Origin of the sequence: Neobacillus sp. 114 (assembly GCF_030127045.1) — a bacterium.
Classification (GTDB): Bacteria; Bacillota; Bacilli; order Bacillales; family Cytobacillaceae; genus Neobacillus; species Neobacillus rhizophilus.
On sequence record NZ_CP126144.1, the window covers coordinates 5,672,864 to 5,694,510 of the forward strand.

The 21,647-nt window shown below is 39.0% G+C and carries 20 protein-coding genes and 1 riboswitch; of the genes, 2 read left to right on the plus strand and 18 right to left on the minus strand.

Annotated elements, in window-relative coordinates; genetic code table 11:
- Positions 1-79 precede the first annotated feature (79 nt).
- Positions 80-1,642 carry a sensor domain-containing diguanylate cyclase gene (locus QNN06_RS27865; protein ID WP_284036397.1) on the plus strand — a complete coding sequence of 521 codons (1,563 nt, stop codon included), beginning with the start codon at positions 80-82 and terminating at the stop codon, positions 1,640-1,642.
- Between the two features lie 279 nt (positions 1,643-1,921).
- Here QNN06_RS27865 and QNN06_RS27870 read toward each other — a convergent pair whose 3' ends face one another.
- The 13 genes from QNN06_RS27870 to QNN06_RS27930 form a co-directional block, all read right to left on the minus strand.
- Entirely contained in the window at positions 1,922-3,919 is a 1,998-nt protein-coding gene (locus tag QNN06_RS27870; protein ID WP_284036398.1) for a FapA family protein, read from the minus strand.
- Positions 3,920-4,367: 448 nt separating this feature from the next.
- On the minus strand, positions 4,368-4,682 hold the full coding sequence (locus QNN06_RS27875) for an STAS domain-containing protein (RefSeq protein ID WP_284036399.1): 315 nt from the start codon (positions 4,680-4,682) through the stop codon (positions 4,368-4,370).
- Between the two features lie 69 nt (positions 4,683-4,751).
- Positions 4,752-5,585 (minus strand): PP2C family protein-serine/threonine phosphatase, encoded by an 834-nt coding sequence (locus QNN06_RS27880; protein ID WP_284036400.1) that lies wholly within the window; start codon positions 5,583-5,585, stop codon positions 4,752-4,754.
- A 3-nt stretch (positions 5,586-5,588) separates the two neighbouring features.
- Positions 5,589-5,906 carry an STAS domain-containing protein gene (locus QNN06_RS27885; protein WP_284036401.1) on the minus strand — a complete coding sequence of 106 codons (318 nt, stop codon included), beginning with the start codon at positions 5,904-5,906 and terminating at the stop codon, positions 5,589-5,591.
- 18 nt (positions 5,907-5,924) lie between these two features.
- Positions 5,925-7,523: a methyl-accepting chemotaxis protein gene (locus QNN06_RS27890; RefSeq protein WP_284036402.1), complete on the minus strand. Its 1,599-nt coding sequence runs from the start codon at positions 7,521-7,523 to the stop codon at positions 5,925-5,927.
- A 16-nt stretch (positions 7,524-7,539) separates the two neighbouring features.
- The gene (locus QNN06_RS27895) at positions 7,540-8,976 is read right to left on the minus strand and encodes a class I adenylate-forming enzyme family protein (RefSeq protein ID WP_284036403.1); all 1,437 of its coding nucleotides are present in this window, start codon (positions 8,974-8,976) and stop codon (positions 7,540-7,542) included.
- Entirely contained in the window at positions 8,973-9,212 is a 240-nt protein-coding gene (locus QNN06_RS27900) for a hypothetical protein (protein WP_284036404.1), read from the minus strand. Before QNN06_RS27900 ends, QNN06_RS27895 begins: the two co-directional genes overlap by 4 nt.
- Entirely contained in the window at positions 9,202-10,290 is a 1,089-nt protein-coding gene (locus QNN06_RS27905) for an alpha/beta hydrolase (protein WP_284036405.1), read from the minus strand. Before QNN06_RS27905 ends, QNN06_RS27900 begins: the two co-directional genes overlap by 11 nt.
- Positions 10,265-11,221: an ATP-binding protein gene (locus QNN06_RS27910; RefSeq protein WP_284036406.1), complete on the minus strand. Its 957-nt coding sequence runs from the start codon at positions 11,219-11,221 to the stop codon at positions 10,265-10,267. The genes QNN06_RS27905 and QNN06_RS27910 overlap by 26 nt, the downstream gene beginning before the upstream one ends.
- A gap of 17 nt (positions 11,222-11,238) precedes the next feature.
- A complete protein-coding gene (locus tag QNN06_RS27915) occupies positions 11,239-11,961 on the minus strand; it encodes an SDR family oxidoreductase (RefSeq protein ID WP_284036407.1) in 723 nt (240 codons plus the stop codon).
- Complete coding sequence (locus QNN06_RS27920; RefSeq protein WP_284036408.1) at positions 11,961-12,776, minus strand: 6-carboxytetrahydropterin synthase; 816 nt, start codon at positions 12,774-12,776, stop codon at positions 11,961-11,963. The genes QNN06_RS27915 and QNN06_RS27920 overlap by 1 nt, the downstream gene beginning before the upstream one ends.
- A gap of 13 nt (positions 12,777-12,789) precedes the next feature.
- The gene (gene folE, locus QNN06_RS27925) at positions 12,790-13,407 is read right to left on the minus strand and encodes a GTP cyclohydrolase I FolE (protein WP_284036409.1); all 618 of its coding nucleotides are present in this window, start codon (positions 13,405-13,407) and stop codon (positions 12,790-12,792) included.
- Between the two features lie 109 nt (positions 13,408-13,516).
- A riboswitch (cyclic di-GMP riboswitch) is annotated at positions 13,517-13,605 on the minus strand.
- Positions 13,606-14,008: 403 nt separating this feature from the next.
- On the minus strand, positions 14,009-14,977 hold the full coding sequence (locus QNN06_RS27930; RefSeq protein ID WP_284036410.1) for a 2-hydroxyacid dehydrogenase: 969 nt from the start codon (positions 14,975-14,977) through the stop codon (positions 14,009-14,011).
- A 305-nt stretch (positions 14,978-15,282) separates the two neighbouring features.
- On the opposite strand from QNN06_RS27930, the gene QNN06_RS27935 reads away from it, so the two are divergent.
- Entirely contained in the window at positions 15,283-16,185 is a 903-nt protein-coding gene (locus QNN06_RS27935) for a DMT family transporter (RefSeq protein ID WP_284036411.1), read from the plus strand.
- Positions 16,186-16,240: 55 nt separating this feature from the next.
- Here the strand turns inward: QNN06_RS27935 and QNN06_RS27940 are convergent, their stop codons facing one another.
- From QNN06_RS27940 to flhA, 5 genes are all read right to left on the minus strand, one after another.
- The gene (locus tag QNN06_RS27940) at positions 16,241-16,582 is read right to left on the minus strand and encodes a PilZ domain-containing protein (protein WP_284036412.1); all 342 of its coding nucleotides are present in this window, start codon (positions 16,580-16,582) and stop codon (positions 16,241-16,243) included.
- Positions 16,583-16,838: 256 nt separating this feature from the next.
- The gene (locus QNN06_RS27945) at positions 16,839-17,552 is read right to left on the minus strand and encodes a sigma-70 family RNA polymerase sigma factor (protein ID WP_284036413.1); all 714 of its coding nucleotides are present in this window, start codon (positions 17,550-17,552) and stop codon (positions 16,839-16,841) included.
- A gap of 58 nt (positions 17,553-17,610) precedes the next feature.
- Positions 17,611-18,480 (minus strand): MinD/ParA family protein, encoded by an 870-nt coding sequence (locus QNN06_RS27950; protein ID WP_284036414.1) that lies wholly within the window; start codon positions 18,478-18,480, stop codon positions 17,611-17,613.
- Complete coding sequence (flhF, locus tag QNN06_RS27955) at positions 18,440-19,618, minus strand: flagellar biosynthesis GTPase FlhF (protein ID WP_284036415.1); 1,179 nt, start codon at positions 19,616-19,618, stop codon at positions 18,440-18,442. Before flhF ends, QNN06_RS27950 begins: the two co-directional genes overlap by 41 nt.
- Complete coding sequence (gene flhA / locus QNN06_RS27960; protein WP_284036416.1) at positions 19,615-21,645, minus strand: flagellar biosynthesis protein FlhA; 2,031 nt, start codon at positions 21,643-21,645, stop codon at positions 19,615-19,617. The genes flhF and flhA overlap by 4 nt, the downstream gene beginning before the upstream one ends.
- Between the last annotated feature and the right edge of the window lie 2 nt (positions 21,646-21,647).

Sequence of the window (21,647 nt, forward strand, 5' to 3'; positions counted from 1 at the left end):
TCCATAATACTCTGAAAACAACATTTTTTAAATAATATGACTTTTAAAATTGATTTAATTGGTGCGTGGACAGGCTTCAATGCCTATGTTACACTACATGAAAAAAAGGAATTTTGGCGGAAAAATGATGATAGACTTGAAGAATAATACTATAAAAATGCAAAAGAATTCCCTTCCTGACCGTGAGTTTCAACAATCAAACTTCGATATCCTCTTTGAAAGATTAAAGCTCGTTTCCTATATGCTCATCTTCACCTATCCGTGCTTTTTCATTGTTGACTTTTTCTTTTTACAAAATCTCCATCAGCCTGCCTTTAAATGGACCCTTAAAGTGGTGCATCTATTTGGTCTGCTCATCTCCCTTGTATTCATCATGCTATACCGGCGCAGTAGACGCCACACGGTTTCCAAAAGCTTCATTGTAAATTCCTATATTTCGCTGTATCTACTGATAGGAGCCGTATCATCAATTAACAGCCAGCTGTACACTGGAAACATCTACGCCTATCTGATTATTTTATTTGCGGCTGCGATTATTTTTCCAATCCGACCAAAGCACATGCTCACGATGATGCTAAGCGCTCATCTCATTTCTATCGCAGGACTAGCCTTTTGGGGAAAAATTAATTATTCTTTCGTGTTAAATCTTGTCAATTCAACCGGGGCCGCAGTAATCGCGTTTACAATTGCTCTAACCTTTTATAGATTTAGAAAAAATGATTTTTTTAACAAGAAGAAGTTAACCAAAAACGAGGAAAGCTTCCGCCGCTTGTTCCAGCGGAATCCCAATCCGTTGATACTTACCAATCTGGACAACGAAATTCAGCTGGTCAATCGGCAGGCTATCAACTACTATCAGCTAGAGGGGAAAGATTTGGCCGCACTCGATGCCGGTTTCTTGTTTGGCAATCCCGCTGAAAGACAAGATATTATGAAACAGTTGTATGAGGAGAATAGTGTCAAAAACTACGTGACCGAGCAGCAGCTTGCTCCCGGTCAAAAAAAATGGTCGCTTTTGCATTTTGAGTTGGTGGATTATCATGATGAAATCTGCGTCCTCATTGACACTACCGATATTACAGACATTAAGAAAAAGGAACAGGAGCTTATCGATCACGCCTCCATCGATGTGCTTACAGGGGTGCGGAACCGCCGCACCGGTATCGAGATGCTTCGCCAAGAGTTAAGTAACGGGACAAATTCCCGCGAGTTTACCATTTGCTTTATTGATATTAATAGACTAAAAAAGGTCAATGACCACTTGGGTCATGCGATGGGTGACGACCTGATTAGGACATGCTGCATAACGATTGAACGTTATATCCAGCGGGACGATATCCTATTCCGTCTCGGCGGGGACGAATTCATCATTGTATTTTTTGAAAAAGAAATGGCAAACGTCGAACAGGTATGGATAAATATTGAGAATGCGTTCAAGACCATGAATGAGACCGGACAAAAGCCGTACAAGATTTCCGCCAGCCATGGGTTTTACCACTATAAGCCGGGTACGCCAATTACTCCAGATGAAATCCTGGAGGTTGCCGATCAGCAGATGTATAAAAATAAATTTGCTAATAAAACGGGAATTGGTGATGTATTGCCCGACGCTGCCATAAGCCATAAGATAGGAGGACCTTGAAACAGATCCTCCTTTTTAAAAAAATTAATACCTGACAACGTTAACATCCTCATTTACGTTGATAACTTTAAATAAAATATGAGGGTATATTTTGGTGAAACTAATAAGGACACAGATTCCAGTAGAATCGATGAACTCTAATCGCTCAAAGTCAAAGCATACCTCTTTAATATTTTCGGTTAAAAAGTCTTTCACTTTTCAAAATCCACTACTCCATTCATATCTAACCAACCTTCGAGGATTACTGTGAAAAACTGCCACCAACCTTTGTTAGAGCATTCATCCCATTCTATTCCTTTCTATGGTTATGTTTTCGCTTTCCACATCGCGATGCACGAATGCCCGTTTAACTGATTGATGCAGCTTCTCCACGTTGCCTCCTACCTTAATGGTCGTATTCTTCCATATGTGTTCGGCCACAATAACCCCTTCACCTTTCTCAATGTTCAAAACGGTTTTTGTATCAGTTGAAGACCCAGCCTGAACTGCTGTGATTTTTTCCCCAGCTGTAATATCACTAGCTTCTATCATGCCTGCCTGTACACTAATCTTAGAGCGAATCGTAGATTGAAAGATTCTATCTTTAATTACAATATGGCCAGTACTGTCCAATTCACATTGGTCTGTCCTTTCCACAAAAATAAGGGTTGACTTAAATAATTCCTGCTCCATTTCATCTAAACAGTTTTTAAGTTTGTAGGCAATTTCTTGCAACTGTTCGATGGACGACAGCATATGTTGTTGTAAGAAAGTCTGATCCAAAATGGTAATAATATTGTTCCACTCTTTATTCGCAAATGGTGTGATTTTTAGTTTCAATTTTTGCACTAGTGAGGGGAATTCGTTAAATTTCATTTCCAAAAGCAATTTCAAAAGAGGTTGAAAACCCTTTTTAGCAAGATCACTTTTCAAAAAAGCTGGGTTAGATGTTAACTGTTTGATTGCTGAAATCTTATGACCCATCATTTCATGTGTTTCTTTACCGATGGGCAGGCTTTCATTCAACCATTCCGGAACCCATCCAGAAGTAATAGAGGCGGAATGAGCTGCCCCCTTGATGATAATGTCTTCACCAGCCAGAATTTTGGAATTAGTAACACTTCCGGTAATATAAATACAGCCGCTAGCTTTTATCAAAGTGTTTTCTTCTACATTTCCTTTTATTGAAACATCCCCATCAAACAAAATGGAGCCCATGCTAGAATTTACGTTTCCTTCATATAAATAAACTGGGACAACCTGAAACACCATATTATTAGGCGAATAGGATTTTATTAAAACCCTGCCGGAACGCTTGGCAACAACGATCCCCTTTTCTATAAGATAAAGGACTCCATCTCTGGTATAAACTTGTAATGGATTGGGTTCACTCGTTTCAATGATATCCCCAAAGACATCATACCCGTTCTGACCGGGAACAGGTGGTTTTACATATCCAATAATATCCCCTTCACGAACAGTTAGATGGTTTACAAAATCTTTTTCATCATTTTGTTTTTCCGTGTCATACTGGAAATCTCTAACTGGGGCAAAGTATCCATCTCTACCAGGTATCACAGGTTTCCCCCTGGCAATGACAAACGCTTTCGGCTCCGTTGAGGCGCATGCTTGTTGGATTTGTTCAGGTATAGCTTGTGCATGAAACTGGGCAGCTAGCTCTTGATAGATTTCATCTTCATCTAATGGTTTAAAAAATTTTTCTTCTTTTACCTCAATCTTTACTAATCTGCTTGGAAGGGCGTTACAAACCTTTTTGGTTATTGTGTATCCTGGCTGCACCTGTACATAAACCTCCATTTTGTCTGGAGATGGTTCGAGACTAAATCGACCCTTAACCTCTTCTTGGATGGTCCTAAGCTCTACGGTATCATCCTCTGTTATGATCGTTACTTCATTTTTGACTACTACCCCGTTTAGGAGAATTTCCACTCCTTCACAGGGGTGCAATGCAGGAAAATGACTTTTTCCATTTTGACAATATACTTGCCCATTACGAATCCAAGCCATACCACTTCTGTCTGACGATGAGGGTATGTATAATTTTTTGGAGGTTCTTTTAAAAGATAAATTCTTCAATACTATTTTTCTTCGTTTCTTGTCCTCTTTTTGTTCTTTCATTACTGAGACAAAGACTGTGAGTGTTTCTTTTCCAAAAAAGCTTTTCCTTCTATTTATAACTCTATACCATATTTGATTCTTTTCTACTCCCAAAGTTTCTGCACCAATTTTGATTGCTTCTTGCAATGAATTTGCATGAACAAGTTTGAATGGTGTCATGGTGTCACATCCTATACTCTTCAATGGTAACAATCGTTACGTTATATCATCATGTTATTAACATTTATACAATGAACACTTTTCCTATCTAAACCTATAAAAAAGTATCGACAAAAATTTTTAGATGTTTATGTTAATCAATCGGACCATAGGCCCCAGTAAATCATTCCAATTGTTTTTCAGAGAAAAAAGTGTTCTTTTCTCTTATTCTTTTATGGCAATAAAAATAAAGCAATGTCCCTTTTGGTGTATTTTATATATGATGTTATTTAGCTTTAACAGTTTTACTTTTAATTAAAAAAAGGTATTAGTTATTTCAAAATCGGTCAATGACGAAACCATAATATTATAAAGAGAAGCGCTCTCCACTGCTTACTGGTAAGTGCTTCTCTTTCTTTGAGCTAAATTAAATGTGCTGCTTTTCAACCTTTCCATCTAAATGGCTCTGTTATACCAAAACACCTTGTCCCAAAATCTGATCTAACTGAATCAGTTCAAATATTTGCTGAACATCTTCCTTTACATTTATAATTTTAGGATTTCTTCTGGATTCCTTTAATTGTTCAATTAATGTAATTAACAATCCTATGCCCGATGAATCAACAAAGTCAATTTTTCGAAAATCAAACTCTATCATTTTATCTGTTCTGGAAATTTCATTTACTAGTTCATTTTCAATGATTTCAGTTGCTTCGATATCCAGTGCGCCCTCCAACTTGATAAACAATTTATCATTTATTTCATCGGCTGAAAATTTAAACATGTTAATCCCCCACTTAAGGTTTTGATGTAGAAAGTAAAAACCAACTTTAACCCATTTAAAATTCATTCTTTATTGTTTTAGTGATAAGGAATTAGACCCGTAAATATCTGTACTTTCTTCCCCTACTTTTAGCACAACCATTGTAATATCATCTTTTTGCGGAAGTTTCTCTGTGAATTCCATGACACTATTGATTACCTCTCCTTCAATTTCTGAGGCACTTTTATCTACATGCTGTTTTAACACTTCTTCCAGGCGTTCTTTTTTATATAACTCACCTTTCCTATTTAGAGCCTCAATAATGCCATCTGTATATAAACAGACGACGTCCCCTTCGGATAGCGTAATCTTTTCTTCATGGTAAATTTGATTGCTCAGTCCGCCAATCATGACCCCCTTCACTTTGGGAAGTTCAGTCCGTTCACCATTCTTCTTGATTACTTCAGGTAATGAATGGCCTGCATTTGCATATGTAAGAATACCTGTTTCGGGCTCCCAATCGGCACAAAAGACGGTTACAAATGAGTTCAATTTTCTTAGGTCCTGATATGTTGCATTATTCATAGCCGTCAAAGTCCCCCCAGGACCAGTAGTAGATTCAGCTGCCGTACGGAAAGCACCTCGTGTTAAAATCATTAACATTGCAGCAGGAATTCCTTTCCCCATTACATCCCCAATCACGATACGAAGTTTGCCGTTTGGAAGCGGATAAAAATCAAAGTAATCTCCGCCAATTAATCTTGCAGGGATCGATACACCGGAGATGTCATCTTTCCCCAATTTCGGCTTTTCACCATTTAACAGCTTTGTTTGAATTTTTTTTGCCAAGTTTATTTCCCGTTCAAGTGTTTTGTTGTGTGATATAATGTCACTATTTTTCTGTGATAACCCCTGGTTATCCATAATCTATCGCCCCTCGCCTAATAATGACTCCTTGATATCAAACACCCCTATTGTTTCAAATAATTCTTTTGTTTCTTCTGACATCCCGATAAAGTCGACTTCTGCCCCTAAGCTATTTGCTTTATGCAAAATAGAAATAATAGCCCCGATTCCTGTTGAATCAATAAATTCCAGTTCAGAAAAGTCTACATCAATGCTTGCTATATGTTCTGGTATTTTTTCGACAAAGTTGAAGGCGTCAACTGTGGAAAAGTCGAGTAACCCCCTCAATTTTATATGCTGCGTTGTATCTTCAATAAAATGTTTTATAGTTAAATACATGATTCACACCCCTTGACCTTATAACTTAAATTTGTACATATTCTTAAATAATGTACTTGAAATTTTTGACAACTCAACAGATTGTGCTTGCAGCGATTTGATTAAGTCAGACATGGTGATCGTAATATCAGTCGTAGATTCTGAACGGTTATCTGATAAATCTCTAATGTGTTTTACTCTCTGGATGAGATTATTAATATCCTCTGTCTGTTCTACCATGTTTAATTTCTCTTCGACCAAGTCCAGGAAGTCCGCTATATCAAAGTTATCTTCACGGGCATTGGAAGTTAAATCAATGGATAGTTCATATACCTTCTCTACTGAGTCATCTGTTTCTGCTTTTAAAGTTAAGGCAAGACTTTGCACTTTTTCTGCTTGTTTTGTTGTATCTTTTAAAACATGACTTAATGTTTCCGCCATGTGATTAATGCTTGCTGATAAATCCCTTAGCTCCCCTTTATCTATTACAGTACTTCGGGCCGTGAAATCCCCTGCTTCCAATAGATTTATTTGAGAGATAATTGCTTGAATGTTTTTATAAATATTACTAAAGAAACTTGTAGATAGAATAAATAAAGCTAATAAAGAAAGTAAGCTAAATATAAGTAAGATTAAAGACATACTCTTTAACGGTTTGCTCAAAAGGTCATAATCTAAACCAACATAGATCACTTTGCCATCTGTAACAGGGATAAATACTTTGTAAAATGTTTTCCCCCCTTGCTTGGAAATGTAGGCAACACGTTTTGGGCCTTTCGCTAATTTTACTAATGTATCTCTATCTTTTTGGGTTTCTAATTTAAAGTTACCGTAATCAACCTTTTTCCAAGTTTCTGTCTTTGCCTTTACTAATGATGGGTCAGCATATACTTTAGGGGTTAATACGGCAATCTCTTTTACATTTTTGTTTGAGTCTAACACCTTTTTAATCCAATTATTCGGCCCCACTTCTTGTGTGAAATGGTAAACCTCATTTGCCTCCAAAAAAGGATTTATAATATAATCTTTATCGTCTGGCTTATAATAACCATACTTGAAAAATGTAGGTTTTTTATTATTTGAACCCGATGGTGCAATAGGTAACATATATGTATTTTTATCTATATACGTTTCAAATGTGCCATCTATTTTCTTACCATGGTATAAACTGTTTAATGTTTGATAACCATAAGAATCCTCACCTAAGAACTGTTTAAAGCTAAAGCCAATGTCTGAAGGTTGTGTTGACTTTACCCCTGTGATACCATGATCCTTGTCCATGTCTTGTAAAAGTGTAATACCTGCAACACCGAATTCCTTACTTAAAGACAGTAATTCCTCATTCGTAACTTCCTCTAGAGGTTTATCTCCTAATCTATCATTAATCCGCTGGGCAATTATCTTTAATTTTAAATCTAACTGAAGTTCAATAGCTTTAGATGCTACATCTGTTTCATTAATACCTTGTTCAATACTTTCACTTACTTTGTTAGCCTCTAACGCTACGTCAGACTCAATTTTCTTGCTCAAATATACATATTGAAATACACTCGAACAACTTAGAATAATGATAAGAACGATCAGCATTCGGGTTGTAAATTGTCTTTTTAATGTACTGCTAGCTTTTTTTGCTGCCATAAATTCTTCCTCCACGCTAGACCAATGATTTTAATTTTACTTTATCAACCTTCCCATGAGTTAAAGGGAGCTCATCTACAAATACCACTTTATCCGGGATTTTATATGCCGAAATTCGACCTGTGCAATAGGAACGAATATCTTTAGCCGTTACCCCTTCAGCTACCACGAAAGCCACCACTTGTTCACCGTATATTTCATGGGGCGCTCCTGCTACTGCGACATTTTTCACCCCATCTATAGATGATAAGAAGTTTTCCACCTCACTGGAAACGACTTGCATTCCACCCTTCTTGATTACATCCTTCTTACGCCCTATGATCTTGAATGTCCGATCAGAAGTGAACTCTACTAAATCGCCTGTCTTAAACCAACCATCTTCAAAAGCTTCTTGTGTTAATGACGGACTATTATAGTATTCAGTGAACATACCTCCCGTTTTTATCCATAATTCATCATCCATTATTTTAGGCTCCGCCCCTTTTACTAGGGAAAGTTCTATCTCTTCTGCATCCTCATTGATCAACCCATCTGCAATAGGGCCTGCTTCTGAACTGCCATAGTAAGATAAAAATAGGCAATTTTCCATTAAAGGGAAGTTACCTACAAAGCTTGGTGTCACTTTCTCACCGATAACGCAAACTAACTCCAACCCTTTTAACACTTCGGGTTTTAATTTACTAGCAAAATTATAGATTGTCTTAAAGATAGATGGCGTTGTCGTAATCTTATTGCACTTCGTTTTCTCCATCGTGTCTATGATTTTGATAAGGTCAAATCCATCTGCAGTTACTAGTTTCGCCCCACCCCTTAGGACGGTGTTCATAGCCAATAACCCATAGACGGTGCTTGTTGCTGAATAAACAAATACACTGTCCGTTGCTTTTAATCCATAACTTTCAGCATAGCAATTAAAGATATGGTCAACTGCACTATCACTGAACACGATACCTTTAGGTTGACCTGTGCTGCCTGATGTGAATGAAATAAATCCCCCAGAGAGATTGGATACTACCTTGATAGAAGATCCAAAGGTATGCTCTTCCCATTCAACATAATCTTCTGAAGTGTAAATGGTTGTTTTTGTTTCTCTACCTTCTGCCCAATTCTTCATAGTAGTTGAAAAGGAAAAACCTGAATTCTCATTAATCGTAAAAATAATGTGCGGGTCAAGAGAATCTAATACTCTATGCAAATCATCATGTCTAAACTGCAAACTTAAAGGTACTACGGTACCTTTTAGTTTATTCACTGCTAGAAACAAAGGTAAATAACACTCAATTGAATCGATTAAAAGCGCAACTCTATACCCCTCTAGGTTTTTGAAACCTAACATTTCTTCATACTTAGCAACATTACCTTTTAATTCTCCGGCAGTGTAACTGCCATTTATATTGGAAAAAGATATATTATCATTGTCTATACCTTCTAGAACCTTACTGTAAAAACTCATTGCGTGGCCCCCTCCTTAACAATTGTGTATAAACCACCAACAGTCCCAACCTTATCCGCATTTTTAATAAAGAAACCAAATGGAATATGATAGTGTTCTGCCAAACTCGTGGTTAAATTAACCATTTGAAGTGAATCCACGTTTAACTCATCTTTCAGATTTGTTTCTTTGAAAACTTCGACTTGTTCTAGCTCAAGCAAGTCGAACATTGTTTTACAAAAATCATTAAATTTCATTGATATTTACCCCTCTAAACCATTCTGCAGAACGGCTGCGAATCTCACCTAATTTAAAATCGCAACAGTGACCTTCATCTTCATACGTTATGAAACGTTTTTCTTGTCCAAAACGGTTATAGACCTCCATTAACTCGTCACCGTCAATTAACAAATCCTTCCCTCCGTGAAATACGAGAATGTTATCAATCTCTGATACATTGTCAAAAGAAGGCATATGTCCAATGTCACTATCCACCAACACATTTCCCATACGTACTCTAAAATAATCTGGCAGTTTAATAGTTGATACATACTTAGTAGGTGGACTTACTGTTACTATTTTTGATACAAGTGGGTGTTTACTTGCTTCCATTGCCCATGCACCACCTGAACTTGTACCAAAAAGATTGATAGACAAATTAGGGAAGTTAGTAGCTGTAAACTCGATCAATCCCTTTGTAAATTGGTCCCAAGACTCAAAATCTGCCTTGTGACCATGTAAGAGAAAAGTTTCACCTTGACCTGTTCCATCAAAATTAATGACTATGAAGCCTTCTCTAGCAAAGTCTTGTTCATAGGTGCAAAATTCCTCCTTCGTAGAATCCCCCGGGATTACAAGGATAACGACCCCTGCAATAGAGCCGTTTGGGATGCGTACTCGACCTCCGTATTGTTTATCATTAAAGGTAAGGGTGTGACGGGTAATCTTGTCCTCGGACACATGATCCGCAAGGTCAAATTGTTCTAGGCATTGTTTATACCATTTTGCTCTGGCACCGTTAGGTTCTGGGTAAACCCACGAGGCAAGATTGTAATAAAGACCAGCCTTACGGTAGTTCTGTTCTGCTTGAAGAAAATCATTTGATTCAACCAAGCTTTTTGCTCGATTTGAATATTCTTGGGCTTTATTAGCTAATGTCCCTGTCCATCCGTCTAAAGATATCATTTTAGGCTTACTTTCTTTAATAAAATCTTCATCAATTCCATGTGCAATCCAACGATTCCAAAAGCCATTGTTCATCACACTGGCAAAAATGGTTTTTTCGATGATAACCTCTGTAGACATTTTCTTAAGTGGCTTTTGCGATTTGTTCACGTTCTTCACCCTCATTTTCCTTGAATATTAAAACAATTGTAGAACCGTTTGGTGAGGTCTCCAACAGCACGCGAGATGCTAATTTCAGCATTAATGTAAACCCCTGACCTAGCGATTTCTTGGTAGAATAACCCGCAGTTAAGACTGTATATGGTAGTATTTTTAGTGGGAAACCTGGACCTGTATCCTCAATCACGATACTGAGCGAATTGTCAGTCTTTGTAATTAGAAGTCTGCCATCCTTAGCGTGTTTTATTATATTAGTGACAGCTTCAGAGATTAAAAGGACATAGCTTAGAATTTTAGATTTCGGTATCCCTAATTTTTCCAAATCTTCTTTTGCTTTGTTTCTTACCCTAGGAATATCAGACTTTTCCACAACAGGCTCATTACAAATAATGGTACCTTCTGTATAAGGCTTTATTTCCTCTTCCCGCGCTAAAAGAAATTTTTGCTGACTTGCGGCATGGAGTACATCCCGGTAAACTTCCCATATTTTATCTTCTTCTGTTGCTTCCTTCTCATCGGGTGATTTTCGATTGAAGTATAAGTTTTGGTTAGACTTGATGATTTCATAGACTTCCAGTAATGCCTGATGGTTATTCCTTCCTAAATTCATTTGTTTTAAATTGAGATAAACATCCTCGTCCTTTTCAATCCAAGAAATCATTATATTAGCTAGATGGAAAATAAAGTCTTCTTGCATATCTAAATCTAATACTTCAATGTTTTTATGTAACACTTCGTTGATAAATACGCCTTTATTTGCCTGCTCTAGGTTCAATTGTTGGCCTAATTTATTAGCCACCCATCCAACTATTGATGCTCTTTGATGTTCTGCTATGGAGTCTATCGTTAACGGGATAGGCTGTTCTTCTTGTGTTGGCTGTGTCCCTTTTCCACCTATTAGTCTGTTTAGAAGCGGTTTCAACCTTTCTCCCTCCAGCCTTATAGAATCCCTAAAGGTGGCATGATTGTCACTTCGTCAACTACTGCTCCATCTGGCTGACAAAGAATAGATACGATGTGTCTTGCGATTGTTTCTTGTGGAATCATTTGATTAAAATCTGGATGCTGTGGGATATGATCCCAAAAGGATGTTTTAACAGAACCCGGTAAAATACTCGTTACATAGACCCCTTTGGATCGCAATTCTTGCTGCATGACCCTGGATAGCCCTAACAAGCCAAACTTTGATGCAGAATATCCAGAACATCCTTCTAATGCGGTTGTCCCTGCAATGGAATTGATATTGATGATTTGCCCGCTTTTGTTTTCAACCATGTGTTTGGCAAAATGTTTTGAAGTTAGGAAAGTACCTCTTAAATTAATGGCAATCATACGGTCAAAGTCTTCTGTTGATAAGTCTAAGAACGAATTAAAATTCCCATATCCTGCACAATTAATAAGTGCATCTATTTTTCCAAAACTTGATATCCCTCTATTCAGGAAATCTTTGATGGAGTTTTCATCTTCTACATCTAAATACTGTGCAACGACTTTGTTTGGTAACATACTCTCAGAAAACTCCCTGAGTTCTTCCGTATTTCTTGCTCCAATCAACAAATTGGCACCAAGACATGAAAGAAGAGCTGCTGATGCTCTGCCAATCCCTCTAGTGGCTCCTGTTATGGCAATATTTTTATCCCTAAGCGTATGTTCATTGAACATCAATACTCACCCTCACCAAAATACTCGAAATAATTCTTCTCTGTCTCCCATACGCCAACCTTATGCAGATCGGGTATATAAGGTTTTAAAAGCTTATATATTACCAATGCCAATACTTCTGATGTTGGATTTAATTCTTTAAACTCCTCTGTATCCAGATTTAAGTGCTTATGATCAAATTTATCCAAAACCTCGCGTTCTACAATTTCGTCCAAATCCTTTAAATTCATAATCATCCCAGTTTGAGGGCTTGGATTGCCCTGTACTTGTACATCAACATAGTAATTATGTCCATGGCCATTTGGGTTATTGCATTTGCCGAATAAATCTTTATTCTCTTGGTCTGAGAGATGAATACTATGTAATCTATGTGCGGCAGAAAAATGATATTTTCTTGTTAAATATGTCATGCCAGATAACACCCTTTCAGCTGATAGATAGTGATTTTCAAAGAGCCTTAGGCGATACAATTCGCACCCCTCGAAGGAATCTTTAATGGAATCCCATATATAATTTACGAGATTCTCAGTTGTTGGTATATTTTCTTTGAAATAAGGATGCTCTTTATCTAAAAATACCCCGTCTAACTCTTGAAGAAAGCTGCTAACGATTTTCTTGATATCTACTGTATTCACCACAATGCCTTTTTTTTGATCAAGGTTCCCTCGAACCATTACCTCTAATTTATAATCATGTCCATGACCATTTGGATTGTAGCATTTTCCAAAAGTAGCTAAGTTCTCCTCTTCACTCCACTCTTGATTATGGTACGTATGAGTCGCTGAAAAATCGACCCTTCTTGATAAATAGAGCACTGATACTCCCCCCTTAACTTCTTGCAATTGAACGTTCAAATTCTTCACAAAGTGCGATTGATTCAGCAAAAACACCTTTCTTAATGGTTGTTACTGTGGAAGTGCCTGGTTTCTTTACTCCTCTTGCACACATACATAAATGCTGTCCTTCAACCGTTACAATCACGCCCTTTGGTTTAAGAACATTCATGATTGCATCAGCAATTTGCTTGGTCATGCGTTCTTGTACTTGCGGACGCTGAGAAACTAACTCTACCAGTCTGGCAAACTTTGATAAACCAACGACCCTTCCATCTGGGATGTAGCCAACATGCACTTTTCCGAAAAAAGGAATGATGTGATGTTCACAGAATGTATAGTAGGTAATATCTTTTACCGTTACGATCCCGTCATAGTCTTCTTTAAATGTAGTTGTTAATGCTGATTCCGGGTCTACCCCAATCCCTTGAAATACCTCACGATACATTTTTGCTACACGTTTTGGTGTATCAAGTAAACCTTCACGGGTGACATCTTCACCCAATTCAGATAGAATTGTACGCATTGCTTCTTCGATTACCGCATTATTTGGTGTTGTAAAATTATTTTTACGATCATGATTGTCCCTTAAAGCTGTTTCAATTTTAAACATTGTCTAACCCTTCTCTTTTTTGTATTTTTTATTGAATTGCTTTTTCTAAAAAATAAAAAGGCTATCCAAAAAATAGGGATAGCCAAATAGACACAAATATATTGTATTTTCTGGCAACCCGACGATCATGGCCCTTTTTCAGACTTTAGACTCGTAGCTTTGCGTCCTTACCTTTCGATAAGTTTGCCTTTATCAATTCATTACTATTTTCATAGTATAATTATACTATGAAAAATCCAGCTTGGAAGAGTAAATTTAATAAGCTTTAATAAACTCTTGGGATTAAATGATTCAGACTTGTATCATGCACTGGAGGAATGTATTTAAGGGTTCCCTGTTATGCTGAGAAATAAAGTTGCGAAGCGGTACTTTTCGATAAAGGAGATATTGAGGATGTGGAGACCGTGGAAATGTATCAAATAATCCCACTTGAGTAGGCTTATAAAAATATTTTTCTTGTTTTGTAGGATGATGTCATCCAGGAACTCGCCGATCGGGAGATGTATAAAAATAAATTCGCCTATAAAACGCAAAACGAAGGGATATATGCTTTAAAAATAGGCAAAAAGGAGGATCCGTGTAAGGTCCTCCTTTTTTAAAATTAATTTCGGACAACGTTCGCTTTTCCTACATTCCCATTTAACACATGAATTAAATTGTCAGCGGCCATATGGGCCATTCCCAAGCGTGTTTGAACGCTGGCACTGCCAATGTGCGGGAGTGCTACTACGTTTGGCAGGGTTAACAAAGGGTTATTTAGCGAAACCGGCTCCTGCTCAAAAACATCAAGGCCAGCGCCCCAGATGATCCCGTTATTTAAAGCTTCGTACAAAGCGTCCTCATCAACAATCCCGCCCCTGGCCGTATTGATGAGAATTGCGTTCTTTTTCATAAGAGCTAATTCTTCTCTGCCGATAAGATGATGCACCTCGGCGCTGTATGGAAGCATGAGGCAGACAAAATCAGACTGATGAAGTAGGCCTTTGAGGTCAACGTACTCGATTCCGAGCTCTGCCTCTTTTTCCGGCTTGCGTGTTCGGCTATTGTAAAGAACCTTCATATCAAAGCCCTTCGCCCGTTTCACAAGGGCTTCGCCAATCCTCCCCAAACCAATAATTCCGAGGGTAGCTCCGTAGATATCCTGGCCGGTCATTTGCATGAGGGACCATGAGCCCCACTTTCCGTTATGTAATATGTTCGAGGCCTCCACCACCCTCCGTGCTGTGGCCATTAATAAGGCAAACGTGAGATCGGCCGTCGTTTCTGTCAAAACACCGGGTGTATAACCCACCTTGACACCCTTTTCAGCTGCAGCCTGGACATCAATATGGTTGTAGCCAACCGAGCAGGTGCTGACCACCTTTAGCTTTTTAGCCTGCGCGAAAACCTCTTTATCGATTGTGTCTGTGATAAAACAATAAAGGCCATCAACTTCTGCTACTTCCTTCAATAAGATCTCCCTTGGGACAGGGGTTTCTTCTTCTCCCCACATTCTTACCTCAAACTGACTTGAAAGCCTCCTATAGAGTTCTTCCGGCAGTTTCTTCGTCACATAAACCGTTTGCTTCAACCTTCACGCCACCTTTCAAGAGAATCGTATTTACTCCATTCTACTTCAAAATAAATTAATAGAACAAATTGAATCCTGAACCCTACCCTTTATTTTTATCCTTATCCTTACTAGTTGCTAACTAATTAGAAATCCCTTCGCAGTCGTGGGCCTTCAGCTCCGCCTTCAACCTAGGAATAAACGAGTTTTTCCTGAAAGGGTATTACAATGGAAAATAAAGGTCTACGAATTTCGAACAATATCTGCGATAATAGTAATAGATTTGTGAGAATTCATTCAAAACACCATCAAGGAAGGAAGCAGCAATGAAACAATCTATAAGTTCAAAATCCATCAGCCTGGCGCTCACTATATCCATTATTGCCATATCGTTTTCGGCTATCTTTGTGAAATGGTCCGATGCGCCGGCTTCAATTTTAAGTATGTATCGAATGTTGTTCGCTAGTTTGTTATTGGCCCCAATGGTTTGGGTCAAACGCAAGGAGTTTAAAAAAGTAAGTCCCAAGAATGGCGCCATGCTCTTTTTCTCCGGAGTTTTTCTGGCCCTGCATTTTGTCCTTTGGTTCGGCTCGTTAAAGTTAACCACGGTCGCAAGTTCAACCATCATTCTCGCCTTGCAGCCGATTATTTCACTCGTTGGTGGGTTTTTCCTTTTTAAAGAAAGAACCACCGCTTCCGCACTGGCCACAATGGGGATTGCAATTATTGGAGCGATGATGATTGGCTGGGGAGACTTCGGTTTAAGCGCTGATGCCATCCGTGGCGATATTCTCTCCTTTTTCAGCGTTATCGCAGTGGTCGGGTATTTATTTATCGGGCAAACCGTCGTGAAAAATATATCCCACTGGATATACAGCTTTTGCGTGTTTTTCTGTGCGGGGATTGTGCTTGTTGTTTATAATCTGTGGGCAGGAGTGCCGTTTCTCGATTATCCGCCAAAGGAATGGGGGATTTTCCTGTTGCTGGCCATAGTTCCGAGCCTTAGCCATGTGATTAATAACTGGCTATTAAACTATGTGAACGCCACAACCATTTCAATGAGTATTCTCGGCGAACCGGTTGGCAGTACCATTTTGGCAGTCATTTTACTCGGAGAGCGATTATCAGGATGGCAAATCGCAGGGGGCCTCCTCGTCCTGCTCGGCGTCTTCTTCTTCATGAGCAAAAAACAAAAAGCCGCCCCGCCAATGCAGAAAGCAGCTGTTTGAGCCATGGGGACAGTTCTTGTGCATCACAATAGTGATGCACAAGAACTGTCCCCATTCATCCTAGAAGTTGATTTAAAAATGCTCTTGTTTGTTCCGGAGTTTCAAAGTGGACGCCATACTGGAACAGGTCTTTAGATATTTCCTCTTTCCAGATTACTACTCCTGGAATGCTAATTTTATCCTCTAAGAACTCTGACTCTATCGAATAAATAATCTCTTGATCTAGTTCTAATTGTAAATTAGATACAAATCTTAACCCACCTGGACCAACATTTTCAATGATTATCTCAATATTCTCCAGATCTTCTCCCACTTTAACCAAGGTCAGCTCCGATTCTACTGGGTATTGAATTTTTACTCGCAAAGAATCGGCATGTTCATACAACTTTAAAGCCATTTGAATCCCCCATATGTATTATTTCCGACCAAACCATATAGAAATAAATTGTATTATAAGTAATTGTTTAATATTATTAACGGCACTTTTTTGCTAAAGTTGAGCCTTATGGCATATTTTTCTATAAAAATATTACAAATGTACCATTAATCGAAACCACCACAATTACTAATTCAAACAAAAATCCCCTGTTTATTATTCAAAACAGGGAACCAGCTACTTATGGAATTTTTGGAGGGAGATAGCCATGCGAATCTTAAATTGAAAAACCTTGTTCATCCATTGCCATTCGCAGCTTCTTAATGGCACGTGCATGGATTTGTGAGATCCGTGATTTGTGCACATCAAAGATTCTGCTGACATCGGTGAAACTTAGATTCTCAAAGTAGATTAAAGCAAGAATTTGTTTTTCTCTTTCTGGTAATTGGTCTATCAAGGAGGCTAGCATTTTTTTCCTTTCCTTTGCCTCAATCAGGTCATCTTGCCTCCCAAAATAATGATCTTCAATCTGATGATAAATGGAACTCTCTTGGTCCATTTCTTGTACAGGCCTATCAAGTGAATCTTGATGGATATAGGAAATCTGCACTAGTGCCTGCTCGTATTCCTCTACCTCCATCCCAATATACTCACTCACTTCTTGCTTTGTCGGCTTACGTAAAATGGATTGTTCCAGTGTTTCCAACGCTTCCCGAAACATCTTTTCTTTTTTACGTAAGGTCCTTGAAGCATGGTCTGATTGTCTTAAACCATCAAGGATAGCACCCCGTATTCTTTGAACAGCATACGTTTCAAACTTGGCCCCATGGCTTGCGTCAAATTTTCTGCTTGCATCCCATAATCCTACCAGTCCTGATGAGAAAAGGTCTTTTTCATCTACCTGGTCGGACAATTTTTTCTTCATTTGCCCAACTACCATATGAACCAACGGAATATATTGATCAAGTATTTCTTCACTACAATAATTCAATTGATAAGCCTCCTCACCAACACCACACTTATGCACTATATAAAAAATAAACCTATTTTTATTTATCTAGAATCCTTGTAAGTTTCCTAATAAACCCTTTTATTCCCCCGTTATCTTTAGGTTCCGGTGTTCCTGATACAAACCGTTCGGCCAGCCTCTTAATCGTTGATGAGGCAGATGAACGAGGAAAAGCAAGGGTAAAAGGCACTTGTTTTAAAACAGCCTGCATGACATAAGGGTCATCTGGTATGGCTCCAAATATTTTAATTTCCTTTTTTAAAAATGATTGCACAGCAGATTTAAATTTACTGGCCACTTCCATTCCTTGTTTCGGATTAGAAACGCGATTGATGACAAGTTGAAAGGACAACGACGGCCGCTGGCTGTGCAGCATTTTCACAACAGAATAGGCGTCAGCAATGGAAGTTGGCTCTGGTGTCGTCAGCAGGATGACCTCATCCGCGGATAGGTGGCATTGCTGCGATTCTAGAGTAAGACCAGCACCTGTATCAATAAGAATGATATCTGCGTATCCATGAAGTTTCTCTAATTCATGAAAGAAAAAACTCCTTTCATCCTCATCCAATTGATGAAGATGGTTAAACCCTGAACCGCCCGCTAAATATTCTAATTGATTAGGACCTTTCTCCAGCACATCCCAAATACTCTTTTTATGTTTAATCATATCTAGTAAATGATATTTTGGATTCAGCCCCATTAAGATATCCAAATTGGCCATTCCAATATCAAGATCAATCAAAACGACTTTCTTTCCTGCGGCAATCAAGCTTAGCGCAAAGTTTAAGGCAAAGTTAGATTTTCCAACGCCGCCCTTACCGCTCGCAATGGTGACGACTCGAGATTTACGACTATGGCCGGGTGTGGAGTTAGATAACTGTCTCAAAAGATAGGCTTGATCTTGTTGCATGTTCATCCACTCCTAGTATCTTTTTCGCCATAAACTCGGGATTTGCTGTCATAATATCTTGCGGAACTCCTTGGCCAATACATAGATAAGCTAAAGGGTAAGGAAAGTGGTACAGCATATTGAGAGCTGCTCCATAACATGTTGTTTCATCCCATTTTGTTAAAATAAGCTTGTCAATTGGTACGGATTTCATCTTTTCGGTAATCTTTTTCATATCCCGCCAACGGGTGGTCATACTCAATACCAAATAATTCTCCTGCGGCGCTTCATAGCCTAAATATTGATTAATCTCATCAATGTACTGATCCTCCAAATAATTTCGCCCTGCACTGTCCATGAGTATCATTTGACACCCCTTCAAACCATTTATGGCAGGCTGCAAATCGTCCGGGGTTGTGACAACCTCGATCGGAATGTTTAAGATATTGGCATAGGTTTTTAATTGTTCAACTGCACCAATTCGATACGTATCTGCCGTTAATAGCCCTACCCGCAGGCGGCCATTCAGTACTCGGGCAGCCGCTAACTTTGCTAGTGTCGTAGTTTTGCCTACTCCAGTCGGTCCTACTAAGGTAATAAGATAAGGAGTTGAATCTGCTGCATCTTTCGCAATACCTTCTTCAATTAGCTGTACTAGAATAGACACAAGCATTTCTTCGATTCTCTCGCTTGGAAGCTCGTCAATTCTTTCCTCCTTCATTTCTACACGCTTAAGGATATATTGGATGACTTCTTCATCTACTTCTTGATCTTGCAATCTCTCTACCCATTTAGCTAATGGTTCGGGAATACTTTGTGAACGGTTATCTGTGTTTGTAATGGAGCGAATTAGCCCCTTTACCTCTGATAATTCCTTCAATAATACATCTTGTGAGACGATGGCTGATTCATTGACGACTTCGGAAGGAATTAACTCTTTATTTATTTCCTCCTTTAATTCCTGCCTGCTCGAATTACTTGGTTCATCCGCCAGATCCGAAGCCGCGACGACCTCCAATTTTCTTTTTCGAAACATCCCGAATAAACCTGGGGCCTTAATGACCTTCTGTTTTAAAATCATCGCGTCTTTTCCCAAATCGCGCAAAATCAATGGATAGGCTTCTACCAAAGAGTTCACTACGTAAGTTTTTATTTTCATAGATTCACCACTCCAATATTTTGTACATCTACATTAGGTTCTAACTCATTGTAAGAAAGGATCGGTATATCAGCTAATGAACGGTCTGTTAGCTGCCTGACGTACATGCGAATCCCAGCAGATGATAGAATGACCGGACGGAGTCCCATTTGAGTTGTTTGCTGAATGGTTTCAGTAAAGGAATGAATAATCTTCTGACTGGATTCCGGATCAATAGTAAGGATATCTCCCTGTTCTGTCCGCTGAATCGACTCAGCGAGTTTCTTTTCAATCCCTGCCCCAACGAGAATAGCATGGATGACTCCATTTTGTGCATGCTGGGAAGTAAGCTGCCGTGCCAGGGCTTGTCTTACGTATTCCGTTAAGATTTCCGCATTTTTTGTGTACACCGCATAATCTGCCAGCGCTTCAAATATCGCCGAAAGACTTCTGATAGATACATTCTCTTTTAATAGCTTTTGCAATACCTTTTGGATATCCCCGACAGACAATGCCTGAGGAACGAGTTCTTCGACTAAGGAAGGATAGCTTTCCTTCACATGATCAATTAATTGTTTCGTTTCCTCCCGTCCTAAGATCTCATGGGCATATTTGCGAATCGTTTCGGAAAGATGCGTGCTAATGACAGAAGATGGATCAACAACCGTATAGCCAAACAATTCTGCTTGTTCCTTCATTTCTTCATTTATCCATAAGGCCGGCAGTCCAAAGGTCGGTTCTGTCGTCTCAATCCCATCAATCCCATGTTCCTCGTTTCCGGGATTTAACATAAGGAAATGATCTAAGAGAATTTCTCCGTTTGCCACTTCATTTCCCTTGATTTTGATACTATATTGATTGGGCCGGAGCTGGATGTTATCGCGAATGCGGATGACCGGAACGACGATTCCCATATCCAAGGCAATCTGCCTGCGAATGGCGACCACCCGATCAAGTAAATCACCGCCTTGATTCACATCTGCCAAACTAATAAGGCCAATCCCAAATTCAAATTCAATCGGGTCTTCGCGAAGCAAATTGAAGACATTTTCAGGTTTCCGTACTTCCTCCAATTCTTGCTCAGATTGAAGGTTTTCTTCTGCTGCTTCCTTATTCGTCTGGCTTTTCTGCATTTGATAACCGCCAAGTGCTAACAAACCGGCAATGCTCCAAGTAAGGAAAATCCCAATCGGTGTCACTACCCCTAAAAGGGCAATACAGCCTGCAACAATGTACAATAACGTCGGAAATTGCAGCATTTGCTGGCTAAGATCATCTCCAAAATTCCCATCAGAAGCTGCTCTTGTGACCATAATTCCTGTTGCCGTTGAAATCAACAGAGCAGGGATTTGACTCACAAGCCCATCCCCTACAGATAATAGGGTAAACGTGTTGATAGATTCGTTGAAATCCATCCCGTGCATCGTCATTCCGATGATGAAACCGCCAAAGACGTTAATGATGAGGATGATAATCCCGGCAATCGCGTCCCCTTTGACGAATTTACTCGCACCATCCATGGAGCCATAGAAATCAGCTTCCTGTTCCACCTTCTGGCGGCGGTGCCGGGCTTCTTTTTCACTGATCATTCCTGTATTTAAATCCGCATCGATACTCATTTGTTTACCTGGCATCGCATCTAATGTAAAGCGGGCTGCTACCTCTGCCACACGTTCCGAACCCTTTGTAATAACAATGAATTGAATAATGACCAAAATTAAGAAAACGATAAATCCGACAACAGCATTTCCGCCGATTACAAAACTTCCAAATGCCTCGATCACGTTCCCTGCTTCTGCTTTGGATAATATCGACCGCGTACTTGACACATTTAAAGATAATCGAAAAAGCGTCGTCAATAATAGGAGCGATGGGAAAATGGAGAAGTCAAGCGATTCCTTCGTATTCATGGCAATTAATAGAATCAATACGGAAGCGGAAAGATTCAAAATCAGCAAAATATCAAGCATAAAGGTCGGTAATGGAATGACCATCATGACCACAATCATAATAACAGCCATTAATACGACCAGATTTTTCAGTTTCATTC